The organism is Mycobacterium sp. BK086 (assembly GCA_004362315.1).
GTDB lineage: Bacteria > Actinomycetota > Actinomycetes > Mycobacteriales > Mycobacteriaceae > Mycobacterium.
The window spans coordinates 581,274-594,280 of sequence record SNWL01000004.1 but is presented as its reverse complement, the minus strand read 5'-3'; the positions used below and the strand labels follow the sequence as shown (position 1 = coordinate 594,280).

9 protein-coding genes, 1 tRNA gene and 1 other RNA gene are annotated in these 13,007 nt (G+C 67.0%); 7 read left to right on the top strand and 4 right to left on the bottom strand.

Going from position 1 to position 13,007, the window contains the following annotated elements; translation table 11 throughout:
• Positions 1 to 112 precede the first annotated feature (112 nt).
• The 4 genes from EV580_RS13630 to EV580_RS13615 all read left to right on the top strand — a co-directional run bounded on the left by EV580_RS13630 (position 113) and on the right by EV580_RS13615 (position 6,924).
• Positions 113 to 2,101, top strand: a complete 1,989-nt coding sequence (locus EV580_RS13630) for a cadherin-like domain-containing protein (RefSeq protein ID WP_166654697.1) — start codon at positions 113 to 115, stop codon at positions 2,099 to 2,101.
• Positions 2,102 to 2,209: 108 nt separating this feature from the next.
• On the top strand, positions 2,210 to 3,883 hold the full coding sequence (locus EV580_RS13625; protein WP_166654696.1) for a PecA family PE domain-processing aspartic protease: 1,674 nt from the start codon (positions 2,210 to 2,212) through the stop codon (positions 3,881 to 3,883).
• 145 nt (positions 3,884 to 4,028) lie between these two features.
• The gene (locus EV580_RS13620; protein WP_133691699.1) at positions 4,029 to 6,542 is read left to right on the top strand and encodes a CocE/NonD family hydrolase; all 2,514 of its coding nucleotides are present in this window, start codon (positions 4,029 to 4,031) and stop codon (positions 6,540 to 6,542) included.
• A gap of 136 nt (positions 6,543 to 6,678) precedes the next feature.
• The gene (locus tag EV580_RS13615; RefSeq protein WP_133691698.1) at positions 6,679 to 6,924 is read left to right on the top strand and encodes a hypothetical protein; all 246 of its coding nucleotides are present in this window, start codon (positions 6,679 to 6,681) and stop codon (positions 6,922 to 6,924) included.
• Here EV580_RS13615 and EV580_RS13610 read toward each other — a convergent pair.
• The 3 genes from EV580_RS13610 to EV580_RS13600 all read right to left on the bottom strand — a co-directional run bounded on the left by EV580_RS13610 (position 6,921) and on the right by EV580_RS13600 (position 8,914).
• A complete protein-coding gene (locus EV580_RS13610; protein ID WP_133691697.1) occupies positions 6,921 to 7,991 on the bottom strand; it encodes an NAD(P)H-dependent amine dehydrogenase family protein in 1,071 nt (356 codons plus the stop codon). The genes EV580_RS13615 and EV580_RS13610 overlap by 4 nt on opposite strands.
• Positions 7,992 to 8,047: 56 nt before the next feature.
• Positions 8,048 to 8,755 carry a lipid uptake coordinator LucA gene (gene lucA, locus EV580_RS13605; RefSeq protein WP_133691696.1) on the bottom strand — a complete coding sequence of 236 codons (708 nt, stop codon included), beginning with the start codon at positions 8,753 to 8,755 and terminating at the stop codon, positions 8,048 to 8,050.
• A 73-nt stretch (positions 8,756 to 8,828) separates the two neighbouring features.
• A tRNA-Ser gene (locus EV580_RS13600) sits at positions 8,829 to 8,914 on the bottom strand.
• A gap of 79 nt (positions 8,915 to 8,993) precedes the next feature.
• Here EV580_RS13600 and ffs point away from each other — a divergent pair.
• The 3 genes from ffs (at position 8,994) to EV580_RS13585 (ending at position 12,329) form a co-directional block, all read left to right on the top strand.
• Positions 8,994 to 9,088: signal recognition particle sRNA small type (gene ffs, locus EV580_RS13595), an RNA gene on the top strand.
• Between the two features lie 13 nt (positions 9,089 to 9,101).
• Entirely contained in the window at positions 9,102 to 10,397 is a 1,296-nt protein-coding gene (locus tag EV580_RS13590; RefSeq protein ID WP_166654695.1) for an aspartate aminotransferase type Ic, read from the top strand.
• A 9-nt stretch (positions 10,398 to 10,406) separates the two neighbouring features.
• Positions 10,407 to 12,329: a DNA polymerase III subunits gamma/tau gene (locus EV580_RS13585; protein ID WP_133691694.1), complete on the top strand. Its 1,923-nt coding sequence runs from the start codon at positions 10,407 to 10,409 to the stop codon at positions 12,327 to 12,329.
• Here the strand turns inward: EV580_RS13585 and EV580_RS13580 are convergent.
• The gene (locus EV580_RS13580; protein WP_133691693.1) at positions 12,326 to 12,964 is read right to left on the bottom strand and encodes a TetR/AcrR family transcriptional regulator; all 639 of its coding nucleotides are present in this window, start codon (positions 12,962 to 12,964) and stop codon (positions 12,326 to 12,328) included. The two genes, EV580_RS13585 and EV580_RS13580, sit on opposite strands and share 4 nt — an antisense overlap.
• Positions 12,965 to 13,007: the final 43 nt, after the last annotated feature.

Here is a 13,007-nt window from a genome sequence, read left to right as displayed (position 1 = left end):
TGCGAACAAGGTTGCCGATAGGAAACCCGCTGCCAGCCAACGGGTTTCGTCGGCGCCTCGAGCGAAGGCGCCCCGGGTAGTCCCACGGCCGGCACCACCACCCGAGTCGCCGTTGACGTTGACGGCGCTGGCGGTGGCTCGCAGGCCGGAAGCCGCGGCTGGCGCGATCAACCAGGCCCCGGTGATCCAGAGTGTCGCGCTGAGTGCGTCGACGCCGGCCACCGGCGCGCTCACCGGGACTGTCATCGCCAACGACCCGAATGGCGACAAGATCACCTACCGGGCGAGCACGTCGGGCAAGGGCAGGGTGACCGTCACTACCGCAGGCGTTTTCACCTATACGCCGACCCCGGCCGCGCGGCACAACGCGGCCCTCACCAACGCTGACGCCCTGCTCACCTCCGACACGGTGAACATCGTCGTCGCCGACCCCGCCGGACTGACGGCCAGCACCGCGGTCACCGTGCCGATCTCGCCGAAGAACGCCGTGCCCACCGCCAAGACCACCGTCAACGCCCCCAACGGCAGCACCGGTGTGGTCTACGGCAAGGTCACCGGCACCGATGCGGACAAAGATCGCCTGGTCTTCAGCGTCGCCCCGACCAGTGCCAGGGGCGGCACCGTCACCGTCAACGGCGGTGGCGCGTTCACCTACACACCCACCCCCCAGGCTCGGCACATCGCCGCGGCCGGGGTCGACAAGACCGACACGTTCACCGTCACCATCGACGACGGCCATGGCGGAATCCTCGCGGTACCGGTCACCGTCACGATCAGTCCGAAGAACGCCGCACCCACCGGCAAGGCGGCCATCGGGCCGCGCGACGTCACCACCGGAGTGGTCACCGGCATGGTGGTCGGCACGGACACCGACGGCGACGGGATCACCTTCGCGGGCTCGGTCACCACGGCCAAGGGCTCGGTCGTCGTCAACGCCGACGGCACCTTCACCTACATACCCACCGCGGCCGCGCGCGGCAAGGCCGCCGTCTTCACCGGGCCCACCGCCGACAAGGTCGACACGTTCACGGTCACCCTGTCCGACGGACATGGTGGCACCACCAAGATCGCGGTCACCATGACCATCAGCCCCAGCAATACGATCGCCGGCAACGGGCTGACCACGTTCTGTGGCTGCACCCTGATGCCGGCCGACACGATCTTCCACGCCGACATCAGTGACCTTCCGGTGCAAGCGAAATCGGCCACGTGGCTCGACGTGCTGGGGGCGAGCCGGGGTGCCACGCTCAGCGCGGGCTGGGGCACCATGTGGATGAAGAGCACCGGTGGCATGCCGGTCAACGTCGTCGGCGCGACGCATCCCACCGAGTCGGTGGTCTTCAACCGGGGCTATTCGACCAGTGGTCCCAGCATCGACAACAGGCCGTATGCGATACCGAACCGGCCCCTCGTCGAGGGCATGCCATCGCTACCGGCCTGGGACCGCCACCTCCTGGTGTTCCAGGAGGGCACCTGCATCTCGCAGGAGCTCTACAACGTGGCCAACGGAGTCGAACTGCCGGCCAACAGCCCGCTCGACGGGGTCGGAAACGCGCTCTACCGAGCCCGGTACGGATCGAAGTGGATCGCCGAGGCGGGCGTGCACTACGACATGAGCTCGCCGCTCTACCCCGCCAGTGGTTGGGCCAACGCCTCGCACCTGCCGTATCTCCCGATGATCCTGAGACCCGACGATCTGGCCCGCGGCAGCATCGACCACATGCTCGGCATCGTCATCGCCAAGGACAAGGGCACCGGCTACACCTGGCCGGCCGGCGGCGGGGACGGGACCGGCGTCAACCCGGACGGGGTGCCGATGGGCAGCGTGTTGCGGCTGCGCTCCGATTTCGACATGTCCGGATACTCGGCCACCACCCAGGTGGTCCTGCGGGCGCTCCAAGAGCACGGCGCCGTCATCTTCGACTCGACGACGCCCGGCCAGGACGGCGCGAAGCTGCTCGCGATGAGCAACGGGTGGGCCGGTACCGAGCACCTCACCGCCCAGACCGAACTCAACACCGTGCCGATGAGCGCCTTCGAGGTCGTCGACGTGTCCGGCATCCTGGTCGACCCGGCCAGCGGCTGGCAGATTCACATCTAAATGTCGGGCGGGTTCACTATTGCCCCAGTGGCCTCGTGTGGTAGACACTCAGCAAACTCGCTTAGGAAAATCTCAGCTAGGCGATGCGGTCGGAGCACAGGGGGAGCCATGCAGCACAGCGCCAGCGCCAGGCGGCCGCGTCGCCAGCCGTACGCCTGGCTAGGGGCCGGTGCGGTTGCGCTGGGTATCGGTGCGGCGCTGGCCAGCGGTTCCGCGGTCGCCTCTGCCGACACCGGCGCCGGGTCGGGCTCTGGCAAGACATCGTCGTCCACCGCTCATTCGGCACGCAGCAGCGCGGCCACCTCGTCGAGTGCAAAGGCCAGCTCGCGCAAGGCTTCGGCCGCCGCGGCGAGCAACGTCACCGCGGCCGATGTCGTGGACACCGAGGCAACCGAGACCGCGGCGACAACCACTTCGGGTTCGACCGGTCATTCGGCCCGCGTGCGCGTCGCCGCCGCCCAGACCACCACCTCCAGCACCGACACCAGCTCGACCGCCGCCGCCGTGCCCGCCGCCGATCCGTCACCGAATATGAACGGCTACCTGCCGTCGGAGCCGATCGTCGCCGGTGTCGCGGTGAATCTGGCCCAGCAGCAGATCGCCGATGCGCGGGCGCTGCTGCAACAACAGACGTGGGGCAGCGGCAACATTCCTGCGGGCATCGTGGCGGTCATCCCCGAGATCCTGCTCGCGCAGGCCGCGCTGTCCCTGGACACCTGGGAAAACACCATCACGCCCGCCCAGTCGCTGTACGCCCAGACCTCCGGTGTCCCGTTCGTGCACGAGCTGGCCGGCGTGAGCCTGCTGGGCGCGCTGCTGCTCCCGACGCTTGCCACCACAGCACTGAACAGCGCTGGCCTCTTCCTGCCGTTGGTCGGTGCCTTCGAAGGAACCGGCGGCATCACGCCGGTGCAGAACCTCGTCAGCACGGCCGCCATGAACGGCCGCGTCTACGCGTTGGTCCCGGTGACCATGCGGGCCACCACCGAGCCGATCGTCTACATCTCGATCAACGGCGGACCCAGCACACCGGTGCTCGTCGACACCGGCTCGTCGGGCCTCGTGGTCACCATGGCCTCGGTGGGTGACTCCGCACCCCTGGGTTCGCCGACCGGCACCGGTTCGAGCGGCTACAGCGGCGGCCTGAGCTACGACTACACGACGTACACGACGACGGTGAATTTCGGGAACGGCATCGTCTCCGGGCCCACGAGCGTGAACATCGTCGACGCCGACGATGCGGCGACGGCGCTGTCCTTCTTCCACCAACTCGGTGGCGCCTCGGGCGTGCTCGGCATCGGCGCCAATGCCGCGGGCCCCGGGCCCAGCATTCCGACCACCGCGCTGCCCGGCGAGCTCAGCGACGGCGTGTTCCTCTATCAGGGCTTGTTCCTCGGAATCGCGGGCGTGATGGTCTTCGGCCCCAATCCGTTGCCCGTCCGGACGTCGGTGTCCGGCGCGCCCGACGCCTACCTGAACGTCAAGATCAACAGCGGGACGCCCACGCAGGTCGGCGCGATCATCGACTCCGGCGGCGTGTACGGCACCATCCTGTCCTCTCAGATCGGCGGCGCCGGCAGCGTGCCGGTGGGGACCAGAATCTCGGTGTACACCCCGGACGGTGTGCTGCTCTACTCCTACATCGTCACCTCGCAGAACCGGCCGACGGTGATCACGAGCGGGCTGATCAACACCGGGTACGCGCCGTTCCAGCACGGCCCGGTCTACATCAACTACACCGCGCCTGACGGCATCGGCTCCACCGATTTCGACTACGCCTGATTCTTTGGCACTCAAGGCGACTCGGTTGAGTACGCACGTTCAGCAAATACATAACTGACAGTTTCGGCAATTCGTGAACCCGTGCCGCTCGGCGGGTTTACCCTCCGCAAAGGCAGTGTGGCTTTGGTCGGGGAGGTAGACAATCATGGGTGCTTCGCGCTTTGTGGGCCGTGTTGGTGGACTGGCGGTGGCCCTCGGGGTCGGTGCCGCTCTGTTCTCCACGGGATACGGTGTTGCGTGGGCCGACGCGTCGACGGGATCGTCGGCGGCAGGCTCGAATTCCAGCTCGGCGGGTTCGAATTCGTCATCGGTAGGTTCGTCGGGTAAGGCGACCGCGACGTCGAAGCGGTCGGGCACCGCAGGCTCCGGTAAGGCCGTCGGTACCGGTGGTGCGAAGTCCGGATCGAAGCACTCGACAGCGGGGTCGGCGCAATCCCGCGCCGACTCGTCGGTGTCGGCGCAAACGAACAGTTCATCGGAAGCGACGGCAAACAACTCCGGATCGTCGTCGGCTCCGTCAAGCGGCGGTACTTCCACCACGCCGTCCGCGAATTCGACTGCCGCATCGGTGACTTCGGTCGCCGCACTGACTCCCCGGCTGCCCGCCCTGCCCACACCGGGGGCGATCTCCGCTGCGCTCACCACGGCACTTCACGATGCCCTCGGCCCGCTGACCGGTGGCCTGCCGGCGGCACCGTCTGATTCGCCGCTCGCCCTGGCCTTCGCGGCAGCGCAGCGCAGGGTGAACGCGGCGGCGCTGGCCAACCCGATCATCATCGCCCCGACACTGGACATCAACAACGGCATCATCGACGGCACCACGGGCGCGAATCTGACCGGGTTGACCTACACGCTGATCAGCGGACCCGACAAGGGCGGGAAGATCACGTTCTCCGCGTCCGGCGACGTCAACTACGTGCCGGGGAATTTCAGCTACCTGCCCAACCAATCGGCGCTCAGCGGAGCGGTGAACGAGCAGTTCAAGATCCTGGTCGCCCAAAAGACGCAGTTCGACCAGATCCTCGAGAGCATCCCGATTCTCGGTGGTCTCGCCGGGCAGGTGATCGTCGTCCTGCACCAGACCCCGATCCTCGGTGACCTGCTGGCACCGATCATCGGGTATTCACAAATCGCCACGTTCAACTCGACGGACGTCCTGCCCGCCACCGACCCGGTGGCCTACACCTACAAGGTGTCGTCGTTCGACGGCACGCTGATCAGTGTCAACTGGTTCCCGAAGCTCGGTCTCACCGGATCCGACACGGCGCCAACAATTCTCGACGGTCCCGGCCTGGCCACCCCCGGTCAGACCGACCCGTACACGCAGTACGGCATCGGCGGGCTCACCCCGGGTGTTGAACTGCTGCGAGACAACTACAACGTGGTCACCTGGGACCCGCGCGGCGAATTCGCCTCGGGCGGCGTGCTGCAACTCGACAACCCGTTCTTCGAGGGCCGCGATGTTTCGGCGATTCTGAATTGGGTGGCTGGACTGGATAATTCGCTGATCGACGGCCCGAACGATCCTCGGGTCGGCATGGTCGGCGGGTCCTACGGCGGGGGTATCCAGCTCACCAGCGCAGCGACCGATCCGCGGATCGATGCGATCGTGCCTGGTATTTCGTGGAATTCGCTGAACAACTCGCTCTACCCCGACGGTGCCTTCAAGACGTCGTACGCGTCGTTGCTGCTGTTGTCACTGGTCTTGTCGCAGGCCCGCATCAACAACCAAATCTATCTGGGCATCATCACCGGGGACCTGATCGGCCTCCTGAGCCAGACCGCCCAGGCGGTCCTGAGCAGCAGCGGTCCCACCTCGCTGCTGAATCAGTTGAAGGCGCCGACGCTGCTGATCCAGGGCACCGTCGACGTTCTGTTCACCCTGCAGCAGGCGATCGACAATGCGCAGACCATCATCGGCAACCCCTATGGCACACCGGTGAAGATGATCTGGTTCTGCGGCGGCCACGGCGTCTGCCTGACCAACGACGGCTACGCCAATCCGAACCTGGCTTCGACGTTCGCCTGGCTGGACTACTACGTGAAGGACGGCAACACCACCGGCACGCCGGACATCCCGAACTTCCAGTTCACCGATCAGTACGGGACCTGGTTCAAGTCCGACTACCTCCCGACCGCCGACAGCGACCTGTTCGGCACGCCGGTCCAGGTGGTCAGTGACGCCCCCGGCGGCACGCTGGGCATCGTGCCGATCATCGGTGGCTCGGGACCGGCGCCGCAGGCCTCGATCCCGTATTCGCTCGGCCTGGCGTCGAAGGCGAGCAACGCGATCAACGTCGACGTCCCGACGGACCCGGGCGCCGTTTACATCGGCGCGCCCACGCTCACCTTCAATTACCAAGGTCTGGGAACCAGCCGCTTCGTCTACGCGCAGCTGGTCGACAACCAAACGGGTCTGGTAGTGGGCAACCTGGTCACGCCCGTTGCGGTGACGTTGGACGGCGGCCAGCACAGCGCGACGATCAACATGGAGAACATCGTCTACAACGTGGCCAACCCGGGCGATGATCTGACCCTCCAGATCACCAGCTCGGCCACCGCATACGAGCGGTTCACCGCCTTCGGCGTCATCAACATCTCCGACATCAACCTCACGTTGCCGATTGCCAACCCGGCCAACATCACACCGGAGCCGTAGCAACAATCGGTGCGGACGGATCGGGCGTTGACGCTCACGTAAGTTGTTGGTGCGCGCGGAAATTCGACTAAAGTGCTTCGTGTTGCAGACGTGTGCGACGGGGTCGGGGTGCCCGAGGTCGTAAAGGATCAGCGCAATGACACTGACGAAGATCGCAGCAGCAGCAGCACTTTCCGCCGGGCTCGGCCTGGCTGGCCTCGGCTTTGGCGTCGGCCTCGCCTCGGCAGACCCAGGACATGGCCACGGCCACGGCGACGACTGGCGCTGGGACGATGACCATGGACCCCGTGACTGGCGCGGCCCGTACTACTTCGGGCAGCCGTCGGCGTGCGTCCAGGCCACCGGCCCGTTCGGTTACCTCAGCGGCAGCGCCTGCATCTAGCTTGTCGGCACGACGCCGCGAGCCTTGGGCAACGTCAGGTCGTTGTAGGTCGCGATTCCGGGCGGAGCCGCGACTACAGCGGGGATCGCGTGGATCGGCGGCATCGCCGTCATGATGTGGCCGAGTACGAAGAAGTCTTCGAGCGACTTGGCGTTCTCGATCATGTCCATCGGCGGCAGGAAGCCGACCTGCATGTTGACGGTCGGGCGTCCGTCGATGGTGATCTTCCAGCCGTCGGCGTCCAGCTGCCAATCGGGCTCCAGCGTGGTGCCCTTCTTCCATCGCACGTTGATGTCGATGACCGTCTTGCCATTCGCGATGCCCTGCCAGCTGGCGTAGACACCGGCCACGCGGCCGGCCTTGATGGTCCACGATGCCATCGGCAGGTCCTCGGTGGTCTGCGCGTATTCGGACACGCATTTGATCTCGTCGAGTTCGACGCCGAGCGAGTCGGCGACCAGCTGCACGGCCTCGGCGAACACCGCGGTGCCCTTGGCGGCCATCGGCTGCAGCTCCGGATCGTCGATCGCCATGTCGAACCCGACCGGGCGCTCGGTCTCGGGGGAGTCGTAGAGGGTGGTGTCGGCGGACTCGGCGATGGTGACCTTGTCGACGCGGTCGCACGCGGTGGCCGCGACGATCGCCAGCAGCTCGGCGAAGCCGGGGCTCACACCCGAGCCGAACATCGTCGCCCCGCCGCTCTTGCAGGCCTCTTCGATGCGGGCGCGGCCCTCGCCGAGATTCTGTCCGGTGATGAACGACGCCGAGGCGACCACGTTGACGCCGGCCGACAGGATCCGGACCAGCTCGTCGACGTCGATCCACATCGGGTTGTAGACCACGCAGTCCGGCTTCAGTGCCAGTAGGGCATCGACGTCGTTGGTCGCGGTGACCCCCAGCGGCTCTATACCGACCAGCTCCCCGACATCGCGGCCGGCCTTGTCCGCTGACCAGGCGTAACAGCCGACCAGCTCAAGGGTGGGGTTGGTGGAGATCGCCTGAACGGAGCTCTTGCCGACATTGCCGGTCGTCCACTGGACGACCCGATAGCGAGGAGTGTTGTGCACTCGCTCAGCATAGGGTCGCGTGCGTCACCCAAACAGGTATTTAGGTGAACTTTCTTTTACTCGTCGACCGCGACGCCGCCGCGGTCGCGACGGCGTAGGCGACGGTTCGTCTTGCCGGTCGGGCGCTTGTTGAGCAGGACGCCGGTCTCGGGCTCCGGCTCGGCTTCGGGCTCGGCTTCCGGCTCTGTCTCCGCCGACACGTCGGCAGGCTCGTCTTCGATCGCCGGTTCTTCGACGCCTGCCGAGTCTTCGATCTCGGGGTCGGCCGCCGACGTTTCTTCGGGCTCGTCGATGACGGCCTTCTTCGTCTTCTTTTCTTTCTTGGGTTTCGGCGCCTTGGCCGGCAATTCGGCCGTGTAGGCCAGGTGGAACGCCAGCAAGGCGAGGATCGCGATCGCGGCAGCCGCGCCGTAGATCCCGAACAACCACGGCCCGCCCTTGTCCAGGCTCACCCAGATCTCGGCAACCGCTGCGCCCACGATCAGCACACCGGCCAGCACGTGCAGGATCATCGACCACACCCGCAGGCGCTGCGCGAGTTGCGGGGTGCCGTGCTCCGGCTGGCGGGCGCGCAGCAGAGCGGCCAACACCGGCAGGGCGGCCAGGGCGAGCAGCACGCCGGTGATGATGCGCAGGACGGTGCCGAGCGTGTGGGACGTGTCGCCCATCAACTCCCACCACCGGGGAAGGACGAACAAGAAGTACAGGGCGGCGGCGAGGACCCACAACCCGAGGTGGACTGCAGTCGCGACGCCGCGCCTCATACCCCTCCTAGGAAGTAAAAAATCCGAGGTGCGACCAGGCGCTTTGATCCCCCGATCGCACCTCGGACAGGTGCGGAGGATAGGGGATTTGAACCCCTGAGGGCTGTTAACCCAACCCGCGTTCCAGGCGAGCGCCATAGGCCACTAGGCGAATCCTCCGTCGGCAATGGTAGCCGACTGCGGATGTGGCTCGCCCCGACTGCCTGACAGGCGGCCCCCCGGCGGGTATTACACTCGCGATGGACCCCGCGCGGCGTCTATCCTGTGAACTCCCCCAGGGCCGGAAGGCAGCAAGGGTCAATGGGCTCTGGCGGGTGCGCGGGGTCCCCCTCTTGAAAGGCGCATGGTGTCGTTCCTGTCCCTGGGCACCGATGAACTGCGAGCCCAGCACGAATTGCAGCGGCAGAACTATGCCGACCTGCAGGCCAAGAAGCTGTCCCTGGACCTCACCCGCGGCAAACCGTCGGCTCAGCAGCTCGACTTGTCGAACGCATTGCTGAGCCTGCCCGGCGAGCAGTACCGCGACGAGGACGGCACCGACACCCGCAACTACGGCGGCCTGCACGGCTTGCCCGGTCTGCGCTCGGTGTTCAGCGATCTGCTCGGCATCCCGGTCCCCAACCTGATCGCCGGCAACAACGCCAGCCTGGAGCTGATGCACGACATCGTCGTGTTCTCGCTGTTGCACGGCGGCGTGGACTCGCCTCGGCCGTGGAGTCAGGAACCGGTGGTGAAGTTCCTGTGCCCCGCGCCTGGGTATGACCGCCACTTCGCGATCACCGAGAGCTACGGCATCGAGATGATCGGTGTCCCGATGCTCGAGGACGGCCCTGACGTCGACCTCATCGAGGAACTCGTCACCGCCGACCCGGCGATCAAGGGCATGTGGTGCGTGCCGATGTTCTCCAACCCCACCGGCACCACGTACTCGTGGGAAACGGCCCGCAGGCTGGTGCAAATGCGCACCGCCGCACCGGATTTCCGGTTGTTCTGGGACAACGCCTACGCCGTGCACACCCTCACCCATGACTTCCCGCGTCAGGTCGACATCCTCGGACTGGCGGAGGCCGCCGGTCACCCCAACCGGCCCTACGTTTTCGCCTCGACGTCGAAGATCACCTTCGCCGGTGCCGGGGTGAGTTTCTTCGGTGGTTCGCTGGGCAACATCGCCTGGTATCTCCAGTACGCGGGCAAGAAGTCGATCGGGCCCGACAAGATCAACCAGCTGCGGCACCTGATGTTCTTCAAGGACGCCGATGGGGTGCGGCTGCACATGCTCCGGCACCAGCAGCTGCTCGCGCCCAAGTTCGCGCTGGCCCTGGACATCCTCGACAAGCGGCTCTCGGATTCCAAGATCGCCTCGTGGACCGAGCCCAAGGGCGGCTACTTCATCAGCCTCGATGTGCTGGCCGGCACGGCCAAACGCACCGTGGCCCTTGCCAAGGACGCGGGTATCGCGGTGACTGAGGCGGGCGCGTCCTTCCCGTACCGAAAAGATCCGGAAGACAAGAACATTCGTATCGCGCCGACGTTCCCGCCGGAATCGGATCTGACGGATGCGATCGACGGCCTGGCGACCTGTGCGCTGTTGGCGGCCACCGAGTCCCTCCTGGAGTCCGCAGCTGTCACCGACGGTCGGTAGCCTTCACCCGTGGCGCTCTACCGCAAGTACCGGCCGGCAACGTTCGCCGAGGTGGTGGGCCAGGAGCACGTCACCGAACCGCTGTCCACCGCGCTGGCGGCGCACCGGATCAACCACGCGTACCTGTTCTCCGGTCCGCGCGGCTGTGGCAAGACGTCCTCGGCTCGCATCCTCGCCCGCTCGCTGAACTGTGAGCAGGGCCCGACGCCGACGCCGTGCGGGGTGTGCGACTCCTGTGTGGCGCTGGCCCCGAACGGCCCGGGCAATGTCGACGTCGTCGAACTCGACGCCGCCAGCCACGGCGGTGTGGACGACACCCGCGAACTGCGGGACCGCGCGTTCTACGCGCCGGCGCAATCGCGCTACCGCATCTTCATCGTCGACGAAGCGCACATGGTCACCACGGCAGGCTTCAACGCGCTGCTCAAGATCGTCGAAGAGCCGCCCGAGCACCTGATTTTCGTGTTCGCCACCACCGAACCGGAGAAGGTGTTGCCGACGATCCGGTCGCGCACCCACCACTACCCGTTCCGGCTTTTGGCGCCGAAGACCATGCGCGCGCTGATCGAGAAGATCATCGCCTCGGAGAGCGTCGCCGTCGATGACGCGGTGTATCCGCTCGTCATCCGTGCCGGCGGTGGTTCGCCCCGTGACACGTTGAGCGTGCTCGACCAGCTGCTGGCCGGCGCGCAGGACAACCAGGTGCACTACCAGCGGGCGCTGGCGCTGCTGGGTGCCACCGACGTCGCGCTGATCGACGACGCCGTCGACGCTCTGGCCGCCGGTGACGCCGCCGCGCTGTTCGGTGCTGTGGAGTCGGTGATCGACGCCGGTCACGATCCGCGCCGCTTCGGCGTCGACCTTCTCGAGCGATTCCGGGATCTGATTGTGCTGCAAGCGGTTCCGGATGCCGCTGCCCGCGGTGTGGTCGACGCCCCGGACGATGTCCTGGACCGGATGCGCGATCAGGCCGCCCGGATCGGCCCCGCCACGCTGGCCCGCTACGCCGAGGTGGTGCACGCCGGCCTGGGGGAGATGCGCGGCGCGACGGCCCCGCGACTGCTGCTCGAGGTGGTGTGCGCGCGGCTGCTGCTGCCGTCGGCCAGCGACACCGAGGCGGCACTGCTGCAGCGCATCGAGCGCATCGAGACCCGGATGGACATCTCGATACCGGCCGGTGAGGCGGCGATGAGCTCGGGTACTCCGGCCGCCGCGCCCGCCAAGCAGTACGTGCGCAAGACCCAGGTTCAGGCCGCACCAGTCGCAGCCGCACCCGAGCCCGCACCGACGCCGGAGCCTGCGCCTGTTGTGGAAGCGCCCAAGCCCGAGCCGGTGGTGGAGGCGCCCAAGCCCGAACCTGTTGTCGAGGCGCCGAAGCCTGTTGTCGAGGCGCCCAAGCCGCCACCGCCGCCGGAGCCCAAGCCGACGGTGCCGCCGCCACCGGCGACCGAGCCCGCCGCGCCACCTGCGGCGGTTGCGGGCGAGCCCGGTGCGGCGGCCGTGCGCAGCATGTGGTCGACGGTGCGGGAGAAGGTCAAGCAGCGCAGCCGCACCACCGAGGTCATGCTCGCCGGTGCGATCGTGCGTGCGGTCGAGGACAACACCCTTGTCCTCGGCCACGAGTCGGCGCCGCTGGCCAAACGGTTGAGCGAGCAGCGCAATGCCGACGTCATCCGCGATGCCCTCAAGGACGCACTCGGGGTGAACTGGAAGGTGCGCTGCGAAGTCGGCGTCGGTCAGCCGGTGCAGGAGCCCGAGCCGTCGCTACCGCCGGAGCCCGCGCCGGACCCGGTCGAGGCGCAGCGTGCCGAAGAGGACAGCATGATCGCCGAGGTCGGTCGCGACGACGACGCCGCGCCGCGCCGCGATCCCGAGGAAGTGGCCCTCGAGCTGTTGCAGAGTGAGTTGGGCGCCCGCAAGATCGACGGCTAGCTTCGGCTGCCCGGCCGGTAGGCAGCCAGGAACACCTGCAGGCCCTGGTCTGCCAGACCGTCGACATCCGCATCGGCCAGCACGCCCCCGGCGCCGAGGAACAGCGCTTGGTCGACACAGCGGCCGATCACCAGAAATGCGAAATGCTCTGCAGCCAAAGCGGGTTGGTCAGTGGTCAGTAGACCACGATCGCGCAGGCGGCCAAACGCCTCGGTGAAGGCCGCCAGCGAGCGTCCCTGCGCCTGTTCGTAGTACAGCTGGGCCAATTCCGGGACCCGGTTGGCTTCGCCGATCACCAGTCGGCGCAATTGCACGACCGGCTCTTGCAGGACGGCCCGGACGTAGTCACGGGCCAGCCCGGTCAGGTCGGCGTCGATGTCGGTGGAATCGGCGAGGGTGGCGATCCGGTCCAGGAACGGAGTCACGGTGGCGCCCAGCGTCTCGCTCACCATGGCGAGCAGCAATTCGTGTTTGTCGCCGAAATGCTTGTAGACCGTTTGCTTCGACACTGCGGCGTCGGCGGCGATCTGATCCACGCTGGTGCCCTGGTAGCCGTTGGACAGAAACAGGGATTGGGCGGCCGACAGGATCGCCCGACGCTTGCGCGCCGATCGTCCCAGCACCTCGTCTGTCATGTCGCCTCCATTGCGTACTGGACTGTCCAGTTCTAGAGTACTG